Annotated in this window: 18 protein-coding genes; 12 read left to right on the forward strand and 6 right to left on the reverse strand. The window is 61.9% G+C overall.

Going from position 1 to position 21,780, the window contains the following annotated elements:
- The first annotated feature begins 53 nt into the window (after positions 1-53).
- The 9 genes from ACXADQ_RS07335 (at position 54) to ACXADQ_RS07375 (ending at position 10,462) form a co-directional block, all read left to right on the forward strand.
- Positions 54-1,322, forward strand: a complete 1,269-nt coding sequence (locus ACXADQ_RS07335) for an RsmB/NOP family class I SAM-dependent RNA methyltransferase (protein ID WP_475317844.1) — start codon at positions 54-56, stop codon at positions 1,320-1,322.
- Positions 1,323-1,426: 104 nt separating this feature from the next.
- Entirely contained in the window at positions 1,427-3,160 is a 1,734-nt protein-coding gene (locus ACXADQ_RS07340) for a heparinase II/III family protein (RefSeq protein WP_475317847.1), read from the forward strand.
- 21 nt (positions 3,161-3,181) lie between these two features.
- Positions 3,182-4,768 carry a bifunctional phosphoribosylaminoimidazolecarboxamide formyltransferase/IMP cyclohydrolase gene (purH, locus tag ACXADQ_RS07345; RefSeq protein WP_475317851.1) on the forward strand — a complete coding sequence of 529 codons (1,587 nt, stop codon included), beginning with the start codon at positions 3,182-3,184 and terminating at the stop codon, positions 4,766-4,768.
- A 120-nt stretch (positions 4,769-4,888) separates the two neighbouring features.
- Positions 4,889-5,359 carry a signal peptidase II gene (lspA, locus tag ACXADQ_RS07350; protein WP_475317854.1) on the forward strand — a complete coding sequence of 157 codons (471 nt, stop codon included), beginning with the start codon at positions 4,889-4,891 and terminating at the stop codon, positions 5,357-5,359.
- A gap of 52 nt (positions 5,360-5,411) precedes the next feature.
- The gene (locus ACXADQ_RS07355) at positions 5,412-5,927 is read left to right on the forward strand and encodes a DUF3035 domain-containing protein (RefSeq protein WP_475317858.1); all 516 of its coding nucleotides are present in this window, start codon (positions 5,412-5,414) and stop codon (positions 5,925-5,927) included.
- 89 nt (positions 5,928-6,016) lie between these two features.
- A complete protein-coding gene (locus tag ACXADQ_RS07360; RefSeq protein WP_475317861.1) occupies positions 6,017-7,348 on the forward strand; it encodes a M16 family metallopeptidase in 1,332 nt (443 codons plus the stop codon).
- Positions 7,345-8,655 (forward strand): M16 family metallopeptidase, encoded by a 1,311-nt coding sequence (locus ACXADQ_RS07365; protein ID WP_475317867.1) that lies wholly within the window; start codon positions 7,345-7,347, stop codon positions 8,653-8,655. Before ACXADQ_RS07360 ends, ACXADQ_RS07365 begins: the two co-directional genes overlap by 4 nt.
- Positions 8,656-8,705: 50 nt before the next feature.
- Positions 8,706-9,815: a THUMP domain-containing class I SAM-dependent RNA methyltransferase gene (locus ACXADQ_RS07370; RefSeq protein WP_475317875.1), complete on the forward strand. Its 1,110-nt coding sequence runs from the start codon at positions 8,706-8,708 to the stop codon at positions 9,813-9,815.
- 104 nt (positions 9,816-9,919) lie between these two features.
- Positions 9,920-10,462: a VOC family protein gene (locus ACXADQ_RS07375; protein WP_475317880.1), complete on the forward strand. Its 543-nt coding sequence runs from the start codon at positions 9,920-9,922 to the stop codon at positions 10,460-10,462.
- 46 nt (positions 10,463-10,508) lie between these two features.
- Here ACXADQ_RS07375 and ACXADQ_RS07380 read toward each other — a convergent pair whose 3' ends face one another.
- From ACXADQ_RS07380 to ACXADQ_RS07405, 6 genes are all read right to left on the reverse strand, one after another.
- Positions 10,509-12,845, reverse strand: coding sequence for an aldehyde dehydrogenase family protein (locus tag ACXADQ_RS07380; RefSeq protein WP_475317883.1), 2,337 nt, complete (start codon positions 12,843-12,845; stop codon positions 10,509-10,511).
- A 4-nt stretch (positions 12,846-12,849) separates the two neighbouring features.
- A complete protein-coding gene (gene deoC / locus ACXADQ_RS07385) occupies positions 12,850-13,818 on the reverse strand; it encodes a deoxyribose-phosphate aldolase (protein WP_475326045.1) in 969 nt (322 codons plus the stop codon).
- 92 nt (positions 13,819-13,910) lie between these two features.
- Positions 13,911-14,600 carry a 2-dehydro-3-deoxygalactonokinase gene (locus tag ACXADQ_RS07390; protein WP_475317887.1) on the reverse strand — a complete coding sequence of 230 codons (690 nt, stop codon included), beginning with the start codon at positions 14,598-14,600 and terminating at the stop codon, positions 13,911-13,913.
- A gap of 35 nt (positions 14,601-14,635) precedes the next feature.
- Complete coding sequence (locus ACXADQ_RS07395; RefSeq protein WP_475317894.1) at positions 14,636-16,387, reverse strand: SulP family inorganic anion transporter; 1,752 nt, start codon at positions 16,385-16,387, stop codon at positions 14,636-14,638.
- 23 nt (positions 16,388-16,410) lie between these two features.
- A complete protein-coding gene (locus ACXADQ_RS07400) occupies positions 16,411-18,084 on the reverse strand; it encodes a bifunctional protein tyrosine phosphatase family protein/NAD(P)/FAD-dependent oxidoreductase (protein ID WP_475317902.1) in 1,674 nt (557 codons plus the stop codon).
- Between the two features lie 169 nt (positions 18,085-18,253).
- The gene (locus tag ACXADQ_RS07405; RefSeq protein ID WP_475317909.1) at positions 18,254-19,603 is read right to left on the reverse strand and encodes a uracil-xanthine permease family protein; all 1,350 of its coding nucleotides are present in this window, start codon (positions 19,601-19,603) and stop codon (positions 18,254-18,256) included.
- Between the two features lie 300 nt (positions 19,604-19,903).
- Between ACXADQ_RS07405 and smpB the strand changes: the two genes are divergently transcribed.
- From smpB to sseA, 3 genes are all read left to right on the forward strand, one after another.
- Positions 19,904-20,383, forward strand: a complete 480-nt coding sequence (smpB, locus tag ACXADQ_RS07410) for an SsrA-binding protein SmpB (protein WP_475317916.1) — start codon at positions 19,904-19,906, stop codon at positions 20,381-20,383.
- 116 nt (positions 20,384-20,499) lie between these two features.
- Positions 20,500-20,790 (forward strand): hypothetical protein, encoded by a 291-nt coding sequence (locus tag ACXADQ_RS07415; RefSeq protein ID WP_425095045.1) that lies wholly within the window; start codon positions 20,500-20,502, stop codon positions 20,788-20,790.
- Between the two features lie 132 nt (positions 20,791-20,922).
- Complete coding sequence (gene sseA, locus ACXADQ_RS07420) at positions 20,923-21,780, forward strand: 3-mercaptopyruvate sulfurtransferase (RefSeq protein ID WP_475317928.1); 858 nt, start codon at positions 20,923-20,925, stop codon at positions 21,778-21,780.

Genomic DNA, 21,780 nt, shown 5'->3' on the forward strand with positions numbered 1-21,780 from the left:
TATGCGGCTGCCTGTTGATATACGCCCCCGCAGCCCAATCGCAAGGAATTCGGATGACGTCTCGGCCCAAACAGACCCCGCGCATGGCCGCTTTGAGCCTGCTGAACCAGGTTCTGATCGAACACCGGATGATTTCCGAGGTGGTGGGCCACACCCTGGCCAAACTGGATCCGGCAGATCGCGCGCGTGCGCAGCGGCTGGCCGTGGACACGTTGCGCGGGCTGGAACGCGCGGACAAACTGCTGTCGCGCCACCTGAAGAAAAACCCGCCAATGGCGGTGCGTAACATTCTGCGGCTGGGCGCGGTTGAGCTGTCGCTGGGCGGGGACGCGCATGGTGTGGTGAACGAGGCCGTCAACATGACCGCCCGCAACAAGCGAATCCAGTCGATGAAAGGCATGGTGAACGCCGTGTTGCGCAAAGTGGCCGACACCGCGCCCGAGGATTGGAATAAACTGCGCGCGCCTCGCTTGCCGCGTTGGCTGCGCGATCCGCTGGTCGAAGGCTACGGCCCCGATGATGTCGCCCGGATGGAACAGGCCCATTTCGCTGGCGCCCCGCTGGACATCACCGCCAAATCCGACCCGCAGGCCGTGTGCGATGCTGTGAATGGAGAGCTGCTGCCGACAGGCTCCATTCGTTTGTCCGAGGCCGGGCAGGTGTCCGCCTTGGCTGGCTTCGAGGCCGGGGATTGGTGGGTGCAGGATGCCGCCGCCGCGATCCCCGCGAAGGTGCTAAACGCGCAGCCTGGTGAATCGGTTCTGGATATGTGCGCGGCCCCCGGTGGCAAAACCATGCAGCTGGCTGCGGCCGGGGCGGATGTGACGGCGCTGGACGTGTCCGCCAGCCGGATGGAGCGTGTTCAGGAAAACCTGATCCGCACCGGATTGCAGGCGAGCTTGGTCACTGGCGACGCGCTGGAACATACCGGTCAATACAACGCCATCCTGCTGGATGCGCCCTGTTCCGCCACCGGAACGATTCGCCGCCATCCCGACCTGCCCCACGCCAAGGATGGCTCGGATTTCTGGCAATTGTTCCAGCTGCAGGCGCAAATGCTGGACCACGCGCTTAGCCTTCTGAAGCCCGGTGGGCGTTTGGTTTACGCAACCTGTTCCCTGCTGCCTGACGAAGGTGAGTGCCAGATCGAGGATGTTCTAGGCCGTTATGAAGGCCTGACCATCGATACAGAAGCTCTTGATTTGCCGGGAATTGAACCTGAATGGAAAACCCCCGAGGGCGGCCTGCGTCTGTTGCCCGGATACTGGCGCAAACTGGGGGGCATGGATGGGTTCTATGTCGCCTGTCTGCGCAAAGCGTGACCTGGTATTGCGATTTCACGCCAGCGCCGCCATTCATCGGTGACAGGGCGCGTTCCTAAAGCTATCCTGCCCCCATCCCGCCGTCAGAGCGAGAGAGGCAGAGCATGTTCAAACCCGATCGGATGACAGCGCGCACCACGCGCTGGATGCACCGGCTGCACGCGCGGCTGGGCGGGTTTTCGCGTCCTGCCACCGGCTTTGTCAGCCAGCCGGAACCCCGCACCATTGGCAGCTTTGCCCGTGGCCGTCAGCTTGTCGCCGGGAACTTCCTGTTCGCCGGTCATCTGGTCGAAGCCCCGAATACAATGTTGTGGGAAATCGAGCTGCCAGACCTTCCGTTCGAAGAAGAGCTGCACGGGTTCGTCTGGCTGGACGATCTGGCCGCCGTTGCCGATCACACCACGCGCGAACGGGCGCAGACCTGGTTGTTTGAATGGATTGATCGCTATGGCACCGGCAAAGGCGCCGGTTGGAGCCCCGATCTGACCGGGCGGCGCATCATTCGATGGATTCACCATGCATTGTTCGTGCTGCGCGGCGCGGATAAGGACCAATCTGACGGGTTTTTCCGCTCGCTCTCGCGCCAAACGGTCTTTCTGTCGCGGCGCTGGCACACCTGTTCGCCCGGATTGCCCAGATTCGAGGCCCTGACCGGTCTGATCTATGCCAGCCTGTCGCTGGAGGGCATGCACAAGCACGTGGATACGGCCGTGCGGACACTGGCCAAAGATTGTGTTGCGCAGGTGGATGCACAAGGCGGCATCCTCACGCGCAATCCCGAAGAGCTGTTAGAGGTATTCACGCTGCTGACCTGGGCAGCGGCTGCGCTGCTTGAGGCGGGGCGCGCGGTGCCCCCGGAATTGCAATCCGCGATCGAGCGGATTGCGCCGACTTTGCGCACCCTGCGCCACGCGGATGGCGGGTTGGCCCGGTTCCACGGTGGTGGCCGCGGTCTAGAAGGGCGTCTGGACACGGCGCTTGCGGCCTCGGGTGTGAAAACCCGCTCGGCGGACGGGTTGGCGATGGGCTATGCACGGCTGTCGGCGGGGCGGACTTCGGTTGTTGTGGATGCCAGCGCCCCGCCCGCCGGGCGTGCGTCGTATAATGCTCATGCCTCGACCCTGGCGTTCGAGCTGACTTCGGGCCGGCGTCCGTTGATCGTGAATTGCGGGTCAGGGGCCATATTCGGGGCCAAGTGGCGACGGGCCGGGCGCGCGACGCCCAGCCATTCGACCCTGTGCCTGGATGGTTTTTCCAGCGCGCGTTTGGGCGGGCGGCGCGGCAAATCCGATCTGCTGACCGATATCCCCAAAGATGTTCCCATCGAGGTCAGCCAGGCGCCGGATGGGGTGCGGTTCGAAGGCGGGCATGATGGATACCTGAAACCCTACGGCCTGACCCATGCCCGCAAACTGGAACTGACGTTTGATGGTCGGGGCATGGCAGGCGAGGATCTGCTGCTGACGGTGAACGAAGCCGCCAAGCGCAAGTTCGACAAGTCCCCACAGATCGTCGCGCTGAAAGGCATCCCGTTTCAGATCCGATTCCACCTGCACCCCGAGGTGGACGCCACTGTCGACATGGGTGGTGCGTCCATCTCGTTGGCGCTAAAAAGCGGCGAGCTTTGGCTGTTTCGGCACGAAGGCGTGGCCGAAATGACGCTGGAACCCTCGGTTTATCTGGAAAAAGGCCGTTTACGGCCCCGTGCGACCAAACAAATCGTTTTATCTGGGCGCGCGATGGACTATGCGACGCGCATCCGTTGGTCCCTGGCCAAGGCACAGGATACCCCGATCAGTATCCGTGACCTGAACCGGGACGACCCGGACCTGACCTGAACTGAACCAAAGAGCTGCCCCATGACCGACCTCTATCCCGTGCGCCGCGCGTTGATTTCCGTTTCCGACAAGACCGGCCTGACCGAGCTGGGCCAGGCGCTGGCCGCGCGCGGTGTGGAACTGCTGTCGACCGGCGGCTCGGCCAAGGCGCTGCGCGATGCCGGGCTTGAGGTGCGTGATGTGGCGGATGTCACCGGCTTCCCCGAAATGATGGACGGGCGCGTAAAGACCCTGCACCCCAAAGTGCACGGCGGCCTGCTGGCGCTGCGCGACAATGACGATCACGTCGCCGCAATGGACGAACATGACATCGGCGGCATCGACCTGCTGGTTGTGAACCTTTACCCGTTCGAGGCCGCGCTGGCCCGTGGCGCTGATTACGCCGAGATGATCGAAAACATCGACATTGGTGGCCCTGCCATGATCCGCGCCTCGGCCAAAAACCACGGCTTCGTCACCACCGTCGTGGATGTCGAGGATTACGACGCTCTGCTGGCCGAACTGGACGCCAACGACGGCCAGACCTCTTATGCGTTCCGTCAGAAGATGGCGCAAATCGCCTATGCCCGCACCGGTGCCTATGACGCGGCTGTGTCCACCTGGATGGCCGGTGCCATCGGTCAGGACACCCCGCGCCGTCGCGTCTTTGCTGGCGAGCTGGCCCAGACCCTGCGCTATGGTGAGAACCCCCACCAGTCGGCCTCGTTCTACAAGGACGGCAGCAGCCGCGCCGGCGTGTCCACCGCGCAGCAGCATCAGGGCAAGGAACTGTCCTACAACAACATCAACGACACCGACGCGGCGTTCGAACTGGTCGCGGAATTCGGCGCTGATGCGCCCGCCTGTGCGATCATCAAGCACGCCAACCCCTGCGGCGTGGCCTCCGGCGCGACCCTGGCCGAAGCATACAGCCGTGCGTTTGACTGTGACCGCACCTCGGCCTTCGGTGGCATCATCGCGCTGAACCAGACCCTGGATGGCGCCACCGCCGAGGAGATCAGCAAGATCTTCACCGAGGTCGTCATCGCCCCCGAGGCCACGGACGAGGCCAAGGCCGTCTTCGCCGCCAAGAAAAACCTGCGTCTGCTGACCACCGGCGCACTGCCCGAGCCGAAGTCGGTGATCACCACCTATCGTCAGGTCGCGGGCGGTTTCCTGGTGCAAGGCAAGGATAACGGCGCGATCACCCTGGATGATCTCAAGGTCGTGACCGAACGCCAGCCCACCCAACAGGAACTGACCGACCTGCTGTTCGCCTGGAAAGTGGCCAAGCACGTCAAATCCAACGCCATCATCTATGTCAAAGACGGCGCCACCGTGGGTGTCGGCGCAGGCCAGATGAGCCGCGTTGACAGCACCCGTATCGCCGCCCGCAAAGCCGAGGATATGGCCGAAGCCATGGGCCTGGACGCCCCGCTGACCAAGGGCTCGGTTGTGGCATCGGATGCGTTCTTCCCATTTGCCGATGGTCTGATCACCGCGGCCGAGGCTGGCGCCACCGCCATCATCCAGCCCGGTGGCTCGATGCGCGACCAAGAGGTCATCGACGCCGCCAACGAACGTGGTTTGGCGATGGTCTTTACCGGCATGCGCCACTTCCGCCACTAAGCGGATTTCACGAAAGCGTATCCACACTAACTATTCCGGCGAGTTCATGCTAGGCTCGCCGGAAATACGTTTCCGAGGTCCGATAAACGGGCCCGCAACGGGGCAGAATAGGGCAGGCATATGAGGCTGGTTTTCTGGGCAGGCTTCTGGACATTTCTATTGGATCAGGCCAGCAAATACCTGGTCGTGCACATGCTGGACCTGCGCACGCTGGGCGAGCTGGACGTGATCCCGCCGCTGTTGAACCTGCGGATGGCGTGGAACACCGGCATCAACTTTGGCCTGTTTTCGGGCAATGCGGACGCGGTGCGCTGGGTGCTGATCGCGCTGGCGCTGGTGATCTCGGTCTCGGTTGTCTGGTGGGTGTTTCGCGATCCGCCGAACAAAAAGGGCATGATCGCGGCCGGGCTGCTGATCGGCGGGGCCTTGGGCAACGTCGTGGATCGGTTCCTGTATGGCGCTGTTGCGGATTTCCTGAACATGTCGTGCTGTGGGTTTGAAAACCCCTATGCGTTCAACGTGGCCGATATCGCGATCTTTATCGGCGCTTTTGGGCTGATCCTGTGGGGCGGGTCGAAAAAGCCCTCGTGACCTTGGCGCCAGGATCGGCTAATGCTGAGGCGGAACGAACTGGAGGGTGGCGATGCGACTGTCGCGCGCGGTGATCTTGGTGGCAATTCTGGGCCTTGCGGGCTGCAGCAACGATGGCAAGCTGCGCGACCTGCGCTCGTTTACCGGTGGCCCCGATGAATTTAGCGTGGTCCCTGGCAAAGAGCTGACCCAGCCCAAAAGCTATACCGATCTGCCCGCCCCAACCCCCGGCGGGTCCAATCTGACCGATCAGAAGCCCCAGGCCGATGCCGTGGCCGCGCTTGGTGGCAAACGCTCGGCTTTGAACGCAAGCGGTGTTCCTGCGGCGGATGGTGCTTTGGTGAACCATGTCAGCCGCAACGGTGTTTCCGCGACGATTCGGACGGATCTGGCCGAGGAAGACGCTGCGTTCCGCAAGCGGCAGGCCCGTTTCACCAATATTCGTCTGGTGCGTGTTGACCGCTATAACCAAGCCTATCGCCGTCATCGTTTGGATGCTCAGAAAGAGGCCGCGCGCTGGCGAGCCGTCGGCGTTCCCACGCCCTCGGCCCCCTATAGCAGTCGCTAAGCCTCACATCCCTGTCATTGAGCCCGTCATAGGGCTTGAAGCCCATCAGAAGGGGCGTATCTTGCTGTGAAACCAACAGGAGAACGCTCATGATCCGTCTTGCCGTTGCCGTTCTGGCAACCCTGGTAATGACGTCCCCCCTGCGCGCAGCAGGACAGGTGACGGACTATATGCTGGACAATGGAATGCAGGTGGTGGTGATCGAGGATCATCGCGCGCCCGTCGTGGTCCATATGGTCTGGTATCGGGTTGGATCGGCAGACGAGCCAGCAGGCAAATCGGGCATCGCGCATTTCCTGGAACACCTGATGTTCAAAGGCACCGAAACGCTGGAACCCGGGGAATTCTCGTCCACTGTGGCGCGCAATGGCGGTACGGACAATGCCTTCACCAGCTATGACTATACGGCTTATTACCAGCGCGTCGCAGCGGATCGTCTGCCCCTGATGATGCGAATGGAGGCCGACCGGATGCAAAACCTGCGTCTGACTGACGCCGAAGTCCTGACCGAGCGCGACGTGATCCTGGAAGAGCGCAACCAAAGGGTCGAAAACAACCCCGCAGCCTTGTTTCGCGAACAAAAGGACGCGGCGCAGTATCTGAACCATCACTATGGGATCCCGGTGATCGGCTGGATGCACGAGATGGAACAGCTCAGCCTGCAGGACGCGCTGTCCTTTTACGAAACCTTTTATGCGCCCAATAACGCCACTCTGGTCGTGGCCGGTGACGTGCAGCCCCAAGAGGTTCTGGCCCTGGCCCAGGAATACTATGGAGCCATCCCCGCCAATCCCGCGCTGACGCCCCGGGACCGCACCGCCGAGCCCCCGCAGATCGCGGAACGGCGCCTGACCTTTCGGGATCCACGCGTCGCGCAACCCTATGTCAGCCGGTCCTACATGGCCCCCGAACGGGACGCTGATGCGCAATACGACGCGGCGGCTCTGACCATTCTGTCCGAGGTTCTGGGCGGGTCGACGACCTCGATCCTGACGGAAAAACTGCAACACGACGCCAAAACGGCGATCTACACGGCCGCCTATTATCGGGGTGGATCGCTGGATGACACGACCTTTGATTTGATCGTTGTCCCGGCCCCCGGTGTCACCCTGCAACAGGCCGAGGATGCTCTGGACGAGGTGCTGGTGGAGCTGATGGAAAACGGGATCGACGAAGAACGACTGGAGCGCGTGAAAATGCAGATCCGGGCCTCGCAAATCTATGCGTTGGACAATACCGAAGGTCTGGCCAACCGCTATGGTCGTGCGATCAGCCAGGGGCTGACCATTCAGGACGTGCAGGATTGGCCACATATCCTGCAAGAGGTCACCTCCAAGGACGTGCTGTCGGCCGCCCGCATGGTTTTTGATCGCAAACAATCCGTCACCGGCTGGCTGATGAACGAGGAGGTGGGTCAATGATCCTGCGCGCGATTTTCACCCTTGTTGTCAGTGTGATAGCCCTGCCCGCATGGGCCGAAGTGGATATCCAAGAGGTGCGCTCTGATGGGGGTTTTACCGCCTGGCTGGTCGAAGATCATTCAATCCCCTTCACCGCACTGGAGCTGCGGTTTCGCGGTGGTGCCGTGCTGGATGAACCCGGTAAGAAAGGCGCAACCAACCTGATGGTTGGCCTGCTCGAGGAAGGCGCCGGGGATCTGGACGCGCGCGAATTTGCGGCCGCAACCGAACGCCTGGCCGCGCGTTTTTCCTATAGCGTGTCGGATGATTTCGTCAGTGTCTCGGCCAAGTTTCTGAGCGAAAACAAGGATCAGGCGCTGGCGCTTTTGCGCGACAGCCTGATCTCCCCTCGGTTTGACGAGGACGCCGTTGAACGGGTCCGCCAGCAGGTGCTGTCCGGTATCCGCTCGGATCAGAAAAGCCCAAGCGATCTGGCCAGTCAGGCGCTACGGCGTCTGATCTATGGCGATCATCCCTATGGGCAGGTCAAGGATGGGACCATCGACAGTGTCAGCGCGCTCAGCCGCGATGACATGCTGACCGCCCACCAGAACGCCTTGGTTCAGGATCGGCTGTATGTGTCGGCGGTCGGGGATATCACGCCTGAGCAGCTGTCGGCGCTGATGGACGAACTGTTCATGGATTTGCCCAAAACCGGACCTGCCCTGCCGAAAGCAGCGCAACTGAATTTTCCCGGTGGCGCCCATGTCGAACCCTTTGAGACCCCTCAATCTGTGGCCCTTTTCGTGCAACCGGGGTTGGATCGTGAAGACCCCGATTTTTTCCCGGCCTTTATTTTGGACCTGATCCTGGGTGGCGGGTCGTTCGACAGCCGTCTGATGACCGAAGTGCGCGAGAAACGGGGCCTGACCTATGGCGTTTACAGCTATCTGGTCGACAAAGAGGCCGCGCAGCTGTGGATGGGGTCTGTTGCCTCGGGCAATGACCGGATTGCGCAGGCGATCGAGGTCATTCAGGGCGAATGGCAGAAACTGGTCGATGATGGCGTCAGCGCGCAAGAGCTGAAAGACGCCAAAACCTATCTGACCGGGGCCTATCCCTTGCGGTTTGATGGCAATGGCACCATCGCCAACATCATGGTCGCGATGCAGACTGATGGGATGCCGATTGATTACATCGCCACGCGGAACGAAAAGGTGAACGCCGTAACGCTTGAGGACGTGAACCGCGTCGCCAAGCGTTTGCTGGACCCCGAAGCGCTGACCTTTGTCGTGGTGGGGCAGCCCAAAGGCTTGATGGCGAACTAACGGGGCAAAAACCGGTCGCTGCGGCTGGGGGAATGGTCTATGGCTGGGCCATGACTGACCGTTTCGAGATTTTCCTTGTCGCCACCCCGGGATTGGAGGCGCCGCTTTGTGCCGAAGCCCAAGAGCTGGGGTTCGCCGATGCCAGCATCGTGCCCGGCGGCGTGACTTTGCATGGCGGCTGGCCCGAGGTATGGCGGGCGAACCTGATGTTGCGCGGGGCCACACGGGTGCTGGCGCGGATCGGCTCGTTTCGGGCGTTCCATTTGGCGCAGCTGGACAAACGGTCCAAGAAATTCGATTGGGCCGCAGTGCTGCGCCCGGACGTGCCGGTGCGGGTCGAGGTAACCTGCAAGAAGTCCAAGATCTACCACGCGGGGGCCGCGGCTCAGCGGATCGAGGGCGGGTTGAGCGCCGCTGGCCTGACCGTGGCGCCGGACGCGAAGATGGTGATCAAAACCCGGATTGACGACAACCTGGTGACCTTCAGCGTCGATACCTCGGGCGATAGTCTGCACAAACGCGGCCACAAGGAAGCGGTGAACAAGGCCCCTATGCGCGAAACCATGGCGGCGATGATCCTGCGCGAATGCGGCTATTCCGAAGGCGAACCCGTGCTGGACCCGATGTGTGGGTCGGGCACGTTCGTGATCGAGGCCGCCGAGATGGCCGCCGGTCTGGCCCCGGGGCGCACGCGCAGCTTTGCTTTTGAACAGCTGGCCAGCTTTGACGCATCGGCCTGGACCCGGATGAAGGCGCAGGCCACGTCTGACCCCACCGATCCATTGCTGCGCTATCACGGCTCTGACCGGGATGCCGGCGCGATTCGTATGAGCCAGGCCAATGCAGACCGCGCCGGGGTGGCTGACTGGACCGATTTCCAGATGAAGCCGATCGGCGACATCACACCGCCTGACGGGCCAGCGGGGCTGGTGATCGTGAACCCGCCCTATGGCGCGCGGATCGGAAATAAGAAGCCTCTGTTTGGCCTGTATGGGGCGATGGGTGCGGTGCTGAAAGAGCGGTTCAAAGGCTGGCGCGTGGGCATTGTGACCTCGGATAATGCTCTGGCCAAGGCGACGGCGCTGCCCTTTGTGCCCCCCGGTCCGCCAATCGCGCATGGGGGTCTGAAGGTCCGTCTTTTCCGCACAGATCCGCTCTAGGGCATTTTTTCCGTTTCCGGGGAATCTAAAAAAATGCGTTGATGGTTACAAATGTAACAATTATCCCCGTCCTCAACAGTCACCAGACCCCGAGGAGAGGCCACATGAAAATCGAACAAATCCACCACGTCGCGTATCGCTGCAAGGACGCAAAAGAGACCGTCGAATGGTATCGCGATATGCTGAACATGGATTTCATCCTGGCAATCGCCGAGGATCACGTGCCCTCGACCCACGAACCCGATCCGTACATGCACGTCTTTCTTGATGCCGGTAAGGGCAACGTTCTGGCGTTCTTTGAACTGCCCACCAAGCCCGAAATGGGCCGTGACGAGAACACCCCGATCTGGGTGCAGCACATTGCCTTTAAGGTGAAAGACCGCGAAGAGCTGGTCGCCTTCAAAGAAAACCTGGAGGCCAAAGGCGTCGAGGTTCTGGGCGTGACCGACCACTCGATCTTCCACTCGATCTATTTCTTCGATCCCAACGGTCACCGCATTGAACTGGCCTGCCCCGATCCCGAAGAAGACGCGATGCTGGAGCGCCTGAACGAGGTGAAATGGGAGATGCTGGAAGAATGGTCCAAGACCAAAAAGGCCCCCAAACACGCCGATTGGATGCACAAAAAAGAACTGTCCGACGTCTAAGCGCCGTTGCTACGAACACCGAAGCCAGCCCCGAAACGGGCTGGCTTTATCCTTCGCCGTAGGGCACCCAGATGGTTTTGATCTCGGTCGCGGCGTTCAGGAAGGTGCGCGCCTCAGCCTGGCCCCAATCCCGCGCCTGGCCGTTATTGACCCAGGTGCGTTTTAGGTTTCCGGCGCTCGCGGCCTCGATCTGGGCGGACAGATCGGCCGAAGAAAAACTCCACACCGCATCTACATCCATGTGTTTCGCCAGCGTGTCCGCCAGCTCTTCGGCGGGCCCGGTCAGGATGTTGACCACGCCGGCAGGCACATCCGACGTGTCCAGCACCTGATAGAAATCGGTCGCGGACAGTGGATAGGCGTTGCTGGCGCACAGTACCACGCGGTTGCCCATCGCAATTGCCGGTGCCATGGTGGATACCAACCCCAGCAGCGGGGCCTCGTCCGGGCAGATCACCCCGATCACACTCACAAATTCACGCATCGCCATGGCCGCGCCTCGCATCGGTACGGGCTTGACGGCCCCATCGAATTTGTCGGCCCAGGCGGCATAGGTGAACAGGCGGTCGATGGCCGCGTCGACCTCTTTGTGGCCCTGGCGCCCGCCGACCATCGCGTCGATCCGGGCGGCGAACTCATCGGCACGGGCGCTGAGGTTTTCGCCGATATAGTACAGAAACTGAGCGCGCAGATGCGCCGTAGCCTTGGCCCAACCAGCGGCCCCGCGCGCGGCCTCGACCGCGTTGCGCACGTCCTTGCGGCTGGCAATCGGAACCTGACCCAGCAGTTTCCCGGATTTCGCGTACACTGACTTGGAATAGCCCCCATCGGGCCTCGCCTGTTTGCCCCCGATATAGAGCTTAGGCGTGCGGTCCAGCCCCTCGGGGCCAGCGCTGCCTTCGTGCGGCAGAATAGGGACCAGCACCTTGGGTTTGCGGACAGGTTTGGTGTAGGCGCGCAGACCCTCCCAGCCGCCTTCACGGCCAAAGCCGCTTTCACGGACCCCACCAAAACCGGCCGCCGCATCGAACAGGTTGGTGGCGTTCACCCAGACCACGCCAGCGGCCAGCTTGGGCGCGATATCCAGTGCCAGGTTCACGTTTTCCGTCCAGACCGTCGCGGCCAGCCCATAGCGCGTGTTGTTGGCCAGTTGCACAGCTTCGGACGGGGTGCGGAAGGTGCAAGACACCAGAACCGGGCCGAAAATCTCGTCCTGCATCAGCGGATGCGCAGGGGTCAGGCCGGTGATCAGCGTCGGCGGATAGAAGCAGCCCTCGGGCAGGTCCGAGTCGGCGCGGAAAATCTCTCCGCCCTCGCAGCTGTCCACCATGTCCGTGATTGTTTGCAACTGCACGGGGTCCACCACGGCGCCCACGTCGATGGATTTGTCCAGCGGGTTGCCGATGCGCAGCGTGGCCATGCGGGCGCGGAGTTTGACGTGGAACCGCTCGGCGATGCCTTCCTGGACCAGCAGGCGCGAGCCCGCACAGCAGACCTGACCCTGATTGAACCAGATCGCGTCCACCAACCCCTCGATCGCCGAGTCGATATCCGCGTCATCGAACACGATATAGGGGGACTTCCCACCCAGTTCCAACGTCAGGGCCTTGCCGCTGCCCGCCGTGGCGGTGCGAATCTGGCGACCTACCTCGGTCGAGCCGGTGAAGGCGATTTTGTCGATATCGGGATGCGCGGTGATCATCTGCCCAACCGCGCCGTCGCCGGTGACGATATTCACCACGCCCTTGGGCAGCCCCGCTTGACGGCAGATGTCGGCGAACAAAAGTGCGGTCAAAGAGGTGTACTCGGCCGGTTTCAGCACCACCGTGTTGCCCATGGCCAGCGCGGGCGCGACCTTCCATGCCAGCATCAGCAAGGGGAAATTCCACGGGATGATCTGGCCGCACACACCCAGCGCCTGACGGTCGGGCAGCTCGTCCTCCATCAGCTGGGCCATGCCCGCGTGGTAATAGAAATGCCGCTGCGCCAGAGGGATGTCGATATCGCGTGCCTCGCGGATCGGTTTGCCGTTGTCCAGGGTTTCCAGCACGGCGAACAGGCGGGCGTGTTTTTGCAGCAGCCGGGCCAGAGCATAGAGGTGCTTTGCGCGCCCATGCCCGCCCAGTTTGGCCCATTTGCCCTGCGCCTTGCGGGCAGCGAAAACGGCGGCATCCACATCTGCCTGCGTGGCCTGGGTCAGCGTGGCCAGCGTTTCGCCCGTGGCGGGGTTCTTGGACAGAAAACCATCGCCCGGTTCCGTAAAAGCGCCGTCAATGAAATGACCAAACCGGTCGCCCTGATCAATCAACCACGCCAGTGCGTCGGCTGCTCTTTCGGGGGCGGGGCCATAATCCATGCTTTCGAAAATATCTTTGATGGTCATGTGCTTAGCCCATTGGATGACGATACGAGGCGGAGTAGGCGCCAGTGACGTGGTGTTCCAGCTGACGCTCGATATCGCCCAGCAGGGACGAGGCGCCAAAGCGGAACAGATCGGGTTGCAGCCAGCGATTGCCCAGCTCTTCTTTGATCAGCGACAGGTAGGTCAGCGCGTCCTTGGCCTTGGAGATTCCGCCCGCGGGTTTGTACCCCACGCGGATGCCGGTGCGCTGGTAATAGTCGCGAATGGCGCGGATCATCACCAGACTGACGGGGAGGGTGGCATTGACGCTTTCCTTGCCGGTCGAGGTCTTGATGAAATCAGCGCCCGCCATCATGCAGACCAGACTGGCGCGGGCGACATTGCGCAGGCTGCCCAGCTCTCCGGTGGCCAGAATGGCTTTGACATGGGCGTCCCCACAGGCCGCGCGAAAGGCCTGCATCTCGTCATAGAGCGCCTGCCAATTGCCGGTCAGGACATGGCGACGCGAGATCACGATGTCGATTTCATGCGCGCCGGCGGCGACGCTTTGCTTGATCTCTTCGATGCGTAGGTTCAGTGGGGACAGCCCAGCCGGAAACCCGGTGGACACAGCGGCGACCGGGATGCCCGACCCCTCCAGTGCGGCGACGGCGGGGGCGACCATTTCGTGGTAAACGCAGATGGCCCCGGTGGTCAGCCCCTGCATTCCCAGCGCGCTCAGCAGGTCGGGGCGGACGGGCTGGCGGGCTTTGGCGCACAGGCGGGCCACGCGGCCCTCGGTATCATCGCCGGACAGGGTGGTCAGGTCGATGCAGGTGATCGCCTTGCACAGCCACGCGGCCTGAAAGTCTTTTTTTACGCTGCGGCGGGTGCCCAGTGTTGCGGCGCGGCGCTCGATGGCCGAGGTATTGGCCTGCGCGGACCGGACCCACTCCAGATCCAGATCCATGCCCGGATTGCGCGGTTCGGTCACCTGCGGCAGGTGCGTTTGCATCAGCTGGGTGTCGGTCTGCACCGTTGCCTCCCGTTACGGTTTCCGGGGCAGGGTGGCACGGGTCGAGGGCGCTGACAAGGCGGCGCGTTGGGTCAGGTTTGGGCCGCGCGCAACACGTACAGGCCCCGCGCGCTGGGATCGTCGTGATGGGTACAGGGCACGGCTTGGGCAGACAGGCCAGCGCCATAGGAGTGCGCCAAGGCCTTCGGTCCGATCAAGGCAACCTGCTGGCCCAGCCACCATGCGCGGGCGGCCCCCAATTCGGCGCCGATCAGGTGGCCGGTTTGGGCGGCGGGCGCGGTTTCCGAGGCCGCCAGATGCGCCGCCAGCCGTTCCGGACGTGACAGTGTTTCAGCGATGGCGTCGGTGTCTGCGGATGCGGGCGCCTCAAGGGCGGCGATCAAGCGCGGGGTCAAAAAGGCCTGAAACCCAACCAGCTCGCGGGCGGACAGCAGGCACCAATAGGAATGCGAGCCCGTCAGCAGCAGCACGACTCCATCCCAATCGGGGTGTTCGTCCTGAAACCCCAGCAATTGCAGCCGCAAAGGCGCGGGCAGGCGCGAGGGCCCATCTGTGATGTCCAGAAAAGCGCTTTCGGGCAGCAGTTTGGCGGGCACCTTCTGCGTGGCCTTGGCTGGGCCGACAATGAACACGTCCGCCTCGCCCAGTTGCGTCAGGATCGACTCGGAGGTCGGGCCCTCGGCTTTGGTGATGCTGTCCGTTGAAAACCGCCACCCACGGGCGCCGGTCTTGTCTTCGATGATGCCGATCCAATCATTCATGCCCCGCAGATACGCTGTGCGGGGCAAGGGGTCAATTATTGCGCGGCCACCGGCTGTGGCTTGGTCAGTTTCACCACGGCGTCGTACTGCGCCAGGAAGACCTCGCCGGTCAGCGCATCCAGGAAATGGCTGCGCTTCAGGCGGTCCATGACAGGGCCTTTGACCTCGGTCAGGTGCAGCGTAATGTCCAGATCATCCAGGCGCTGGTTGATCTCTTCCAGGCTTTCCAACGCGGACATGTCGATCTCGTTCACGGCCGAGCACATCAGCACCACGTGTTTGATCGGCTCTTCGCAGGCGATGCGATCAAAAATGTAATCCTCGAGGAAACGGGCATTGGCGAAATACAGGCTTTCGTCGATGCGCAGGGTCACGATTTCAGGGTGGGTTGTCACCTCGTGGCGCAGGATGTTGCGGAAATGCTGCGTGCCGGGGACCAGCCCGACCTCGGCCACGTGGGGGCGCGAGGTTTTGTACAGGAACAGCCCGATCGACAGGATCACCCCGGCCGAGACACCCATCTCCACGCCAAAGCCCAGCGTCAGGAAAATGGTGGCGGCGACGGCCACGAAATCGACCTTGGAATAGGTCCAGGTCTTTTGCAGGATGGTGAAATCGACCAACGACAGCACGGCTACGATGATGGTGGCGGCCAGCGTCGCCTTGGGCAGGAAGAACAACAAAGGCGTCAGCAGCATCGCGGCCAGCAAGATGCCGACGGCAGTAAAGGCACCGGCGGCAGGCGTTTCGGCACCGGCGTCAAAGTTCACGACCGAGCGCGCAAACCCGCCCGTTACAGGATACCCGCCCGACATGGCCGCCGCGATGTTCGACGCGCCAAGCCCCACAAGTTCCTGATCAGGCACGATGCGCTGACGTTTCTTGGCGGCCAGCGTCTGCGCCACGGACACGGATTCCACAAAGCCGATGATGGATATCAGCACGGCCGACATGAACAGCTGTGACCACAGGTCGGGGCTGAACGAAGGCAGGGTCAGCGGGGGCACGCCCATGGGAACCTCGCCTACGATGGCGACACCCTTGTCCTGCAAACCGAAGCCCCAGGTCACCAGGATGGTGACGGCCACGGCGCCGACGGGGCCAGCTTTGGCCAGGATATCGGCCAGGCGCGGCTTTAGCCCCAGGCTCAGCAGCAGCGGTTTCAGACCCTTGCGCACCCAGAACAGGAACGCGACCGATCCAAGGCCGATGGTCAGCGTATAGGGATTCACCAGATCTTGATTGCGGAACAGGTCGCCCCAGATGGAAATCAGCGTGTGTCCATGGGCCTCGACCCCGATCACGTGTTTCAGCTGCGAACTGGCGATCAGCACGCCCGAGGCCGTGATGAACCCGGCAATCACCGGATGCGACAGGAAATTGGCCAAAAACCCCAGCCGGAACACGCCCATCACCAGCAGCATCACACCCGAGATAAAGGCCAGCGTGATCGCGGCCATGGCATACTCGGCCGTGCCTTGCAGCGCCAGATTGCCCACGGCGGCAGCGGTCATCAGCGACACCACGGCCACCGGCCCAACGGCCAGCGCACGGCTGGTGCCGAAAATGGCATAGGCCACCAGCGGCAGGATCGAGGCATAGAGCCCCATCTCGGCTGGCAACCCCGCCAGCAGCGCATAGGCCAGCGACTGCGGGATCAACATGATGGTCACGATGACTGCGGCCACCAGATCGCTGGTGGCTGTGTCCTTGTCATAGGTTTTCGACCATTGAAGGATCGGCAGGTGCCGTTCCATCTGGGTGCGGGTTAGCTTGGGCAGACGCATGGGCGTGTCCTTTGGTATGGCGCTTAGCGGGCCTGAACTTTTTCGGGTTTGGCCAGCCATTCCTTGCCGCGCAACATGGCCTTCCAATAGACGGGTGGCAGGATTTGCTCTTTCAGCATCCAGGCGGCGCGGGTCGGTTTGGTGCCGTCCAGCAGCCATTTCGGGAACGAGGGCAGCAGTGCCCCACCATAGCCAAATTCAGCCAGAACGATCTTGCCGCGCTCGACCGTCAGCGGGCACGAGCCATAACCGTTGTAGATCGCGGTAGGCGATTTGCCGTCGATGTCATCGATCAGGTTTTCGGCCACGATCGGCGCCTGCATCCGCGCGGCGGCGGCGGTTTTCGCGTTCGGAGCGTTCATCACATCGCCCAGCGACCAGATGTTTTCATATTCGGTGTGGCGCAGGGTCGACTGGTCCACATCCACCCATCCGGCAGCGTCAGCCAACGGCGAGACCCGGATGAAATCGGGCGCGACCTGCGGCGGGCAGACATGCATCATGTCAAACTCAACCTCGATGCGTTCCACCGGGGTGTCCGGCTTGGCCACGTCGAACCAGGCCTTTTTCGCAGGGCCATCCACGGCGACCAGATTGTGAAAGAAGTTCAGCTTGGCGTCGTATTTCTGAATGTATTGCTCCAGCGCGGGGACGTAGTCTTTGACCCCGAACAGAACGCCCCCCGCATTCATGAAGTTCACGTCGATATTGCCCAGCGCGCCGTTCTTGAACCAGTGATCGCTGGACAGGTACATCGCCTTTTGCGGGGCACCGGCGCATTTGATCGGCATGGGGGGCTGCGTGAACAGAGCGCGGCCGGATTTCAGGCCTTTGACCAGCTCCCACGTATAAGGCGCCAAATCATAGCGATAGTTCGAGGTCACGCCATTCTTGCCCAGCGTTTCCACCAGGCCTTCGACTTTGTTCCAGTCCAGTTTCAGGCCGGGGCAAACGACAAGGCGGTCGTATTTCACAACGCGGCAGCCATCCAGAACCACGGCATTGTCCGCAGGCTCGAACGCGGCGACGGCGGATTTGATCCAGTGGACGCCTGCGGGGATCAGGCTGCCCATGGTTTTCGAGGTGGTCTGGGCGTCGAATACACCGCCTCCAACCATGGTCCAGCCGGGCTGGTAGTAGTGGATGTCGGCCGGGTCCAGAATAGCGATGTCCAGATCGGATTTGCGCGCCTTGAGGCTGGCGGCCACGGCAATGCCCGCAGCCCCGCCCCCCACGATCACCACGTCAAACTTGGCGTCCCCGGTGTCGGTCGGGGTCTTGCCCCCGTTCACGATGCGACGCACCACACCCGCCATGTCATAGCCTGCGGCCTTGGTGGCCTGTAGAATCTCGGCGGCGGTTTTGTCCTTTGCCACGGCCAGTGACCACAACGTTGTCGAACGCGTGCCCGTGCGGCAATAGGCTAGCGTCGGGCCGGGCAGCTCGATCAGCGCCTTGCCGAAATCGGTGGCGTCTTCGTCCTGCACCTTGCCGGACACGATCGGCAAATAGCGGGTCTGCAAACCGGCGGCCTGAGCGGCGGCGTCGATCTCGTCAAAGGTGGGTTGGTCCGCGGCCTCGCCATCAGGGCGGTTGCAGATGATCGAGCGAAAACCCGCCTCAGCCAGTGCGGGGATGTCCTCGGGGTGAATCTGCGGGGCGACGGAAAGCTCGTCAGAGATTTTCTTGGGGTCCATGGGACAGGGTCCTTCTTGGGCATCAGGGCGCGTTGAAAGACATATAGATTATTGTGAATGTATATTTCAATGACCCTGTGCCAGATTCTAGCCCGGCCAGCGAAGAAAATCCCAAAAGAAAAGGGCCCGCCAGAACAGCGGACCCTTTCGTTGTGGATTGAGGGGGTGTTTAGTCCAGCTCTTCCGGCAGCACCAGGTTCAGCACGATCGAAATCGCAGCAGCGGGCAGCAAGCCGCTGGTCAGCAAAATCTGAGCCGTCTTAGGCAGGTGTTGCAGCGCCGTCGGCACCAGTTGCAGGCCAAACCCAACCGACAGAGAGATCGCGAAAATCACCATGTTGCGGCGGTTCCAGTTGACCTCGGACAGCATGTTGATACCGGCCGCGGCGACCATGCCGAACATGACGATCACGCCTCCGCCCAGCACGTTGATCGGCACGGTGGACACGATGGCGCCGAACTTGGGGATCAGGCCACACAGGATCAGGAAGATCGCGCCGATGGTCACGACGTGGCGGCTCATGACGCCGGTGATGCTGATCAGGCCCACGTTCTGGCTGAACGAGGTGTTGGGCAGCCCGCCAAACACACCCGCAATGGCCGAGCCCAGACCGTCGGCATAGGTCGCACCAGCGATTTCCTTGTCGGTTGCCTCGCGGCCAGCGCCGCCCTTGGCGATACCGCTGACGTCGCCCACGGTCTCGATAGCCGAGATGAAGGCCATGAAGAACATGCCGATGATGATGGCCGAGTTGAACTCGATCCCCCATTTAAAGGGCATTGGCAGCGCAAAGATCGACGCGCGGCCCACGTTGCCAAAGTTCACCTGACCCATGGCCATTGCCACCAGATAGCCTGCAATCAGACCAATCAGAACGGCCGCGACCGAGGTCAGGCCCTTGGTGAAGAACTTGAAGCCCAGCGTCACGGCGATAACGACCAAGGCGGGAATCCACATCGCCAACGATCCAAACTCGGGCTTGCCCATCAGCGGCACACCGCCCGCAGCATATTGAATGCCAACCTTGACCAGCGACAGGCCGATCATCAGCACGATCAGGCCGGTAACCAGCGGAGGCAGGGCGAAACGGATCTTGCCGATCACCGTCCCCAGCAGGAAATGGAAGATGCCGCCAATCACGATACCGGTCATCAAGCCTGCCAGCCCGGCAGTGCCCTGACCCGCGACGGCGGGGATCATCACCGGCAGGAACGCGAACGAGGTCCCTTGCACAATCGGCAGACGCGCCCCCACGGGGCCCATGCCGATGGATTGGAACAGCGTTGCGATGCCCGCAAACAGCATCGACATCTGGATCATGTAGATCAGGTTTGGAAACTCGGGGCTGTTCGAGCCAAATCCGAAACCGGCCGCGCCAGCCACGATAATGGCGGGGGTGACGTTGCTGGCGAACATGGCCAGAACGTGCTGGATGCCCAACGGTACGGCCTTGGCCAGTGGTGGCGTATAATTCGGATCCTTCAACTGATCCGGCGTTCCTAGTGTAGTGTCGGTCATCCCTCACTCCTTGTTCAGGTCGGTCCCCTTGTTGGCCGGGGACTCTGGATTTTCGGGGCGCGCAGCCCCATAGGGGGCAGTGTGACGGCCCTTGGTTCGTATGCAAATTGTTGTAAGGCAGAAAAGTGCCGGACCATTTTCAAGAAAATTTTGAAACACTTTCACGGGCCGATGCGGGCAACGGGTTGCCTATCCAGCGGGCGTGCAGTTTGTAACTGCCTGCAAAAGGGGCGTATCCTGTGTGGCCAATCTGTGCGCCCCAATATGGACAGTGCTCCGCTGGCGCGATAGGAGAAGCGCATGGCCAAGCAAAAGCAAAAATCAGACCCCAACTATAAGATCGTCGCCGAAAACCGGCGCGCGCGCTTTGACTATGCCATTGATGAAGATCTGGAATGCGGCGTTATCCTGAAGGGGTCCGAGGTCAAATCCCTGCGGGAAAACTCGGCCAATATCGCGGAAAGCTATGCTTCGGTCGAGGATGGCGAACTGTGGCTGATCAACAGCTATATCGCTCCTTATGAGCAGGCCAAAACCTGGAAACACGAAGAGCGCCGCAAGCGCAAGCTTCTGGTCTCAAAGAAAGAGCTGTCGCGCCTGTGGAACGCAACCCAGCGCAAGGGCATGACCTTGGTGCCGCTGGTGCTGTATTTCAACCACAAGGGTCTGGCCAAGCTGAAGATCGGCATCGCCAAGGGTAAAAAGAACCACGACAAACGTGCGACCGAGGCCAAGCGCGACTGGAACCGTCAGAAACAGCGCCTGCTGAAAGATCACTGACGTCTTTCGCCGATTTTTCCCCTGACCAATGCCCTGCGGCTGCGGGTAGCGTTCGACCATCTGGGTAAGGGTGGCCCGAAACCAAAACATATTCCGCCCGCATGGAAGGAAATCTCATGGAACTTCTGATCAGCCTGATCGCCGGCGCAGTTGGCGGCAATGTCGCGGGCGGCGTGATGAAAAACGCGAGCCTGGGCACGCTGGGCAACTCTTTGGCAGGTATCCTGGGCGGTGGCCTGGGGGGGCAGATTCTGTCGATGCTGGGTGCTGGCAGCATGGCCGGAATGGCCGGCAGCGCAGGCGGGCTGGATATCGGCGCGATCATCGGACAGGTTGCCTCGGGCGGTGTCGGCGGCGGTGTGGTGATGGTCGTGATCGGATTGCTGAAAAAGGCACTGGCCAAGTAATCCGCGCCCGTCAATCAACGCGCAACATTTCTATGAAAAACATGCCCGGTGCGGCCTATTGAGGGGGTGTGCCGGGCTTGCCTAAGGCCCCCCTGCATTGTAGGCAGGTCAGAGCGGAAAATGGGGGGCCAAATGGCACAGGACGATCCCAAAACACTCGTTTCGACCGACTGGCTGGCGGCGCATCACAAGGATCCCGATCTGCGGATTCTGGATGCCTCGATGTTCCTGCCCGGCACGGATCGCGATGCCAAGGCGGAATACGACCAGCAGCATATCCCCAACGCGCGTTTCTTTGACATTGATGATGTCAGCGACCATCGGTCGGATCTGCCGCATATGGCGCCCCCCGTGGAAAAGTTCATGTCGCGCCTGCGGGCGATGGGTGTGGGCGATGGCCACCAGGTTGTTGTCTATGACAGCCAGGGCATTTTCTCGGCCCCGCGGGTGTGGTGGATGTTCAAGCTGATGGGGCAGGAAAACATCGCCGTGCTGGACGGTGGCCTGCCCAAATGGATCGCCGAGGGCCGCGAGATCGAAGACTTGCCGCCTGTGATCCGTGATCGGCATATGACCGTGCGCCGCCAGTCTCATCTGGTGAAGGATGTCACGCAGGTATCCTCGGCCTCGAAGCTGGGGGATTATGTGATTGTGGATGCGCGCTCGCCTGCCCGGTTCAAGGGCGAGGCCGAAGAACCCCGCGCCGGTCTGCGGTCGGGGCATATCCCCGGCGCGCGCAATGTCTATTACGCGGATCTTCTGAACGAAGACAAAACCATGAAATCCCCCGAGGAATGCCGCGCCCTGTTCCAGGCCGCTGGCGTTGATCTGGGCAAACCAGTGATCACCTCGTGCGGGTCCGGCGTGACTGCCGCCGTGCTGTGCCTTGCGCTGGAGCGCATGGGAAAAAGCGATTACGCGATTTATGACGGGTCGTGGTCTGAATGGGGGGCGTTCCCCACTCTGCCCGTCGCAACCGGAGAGGCCTGA

The sequence above is a fragment of the Thalassovita sp. ABM4_323 genome, assembly GCF_056158665.1.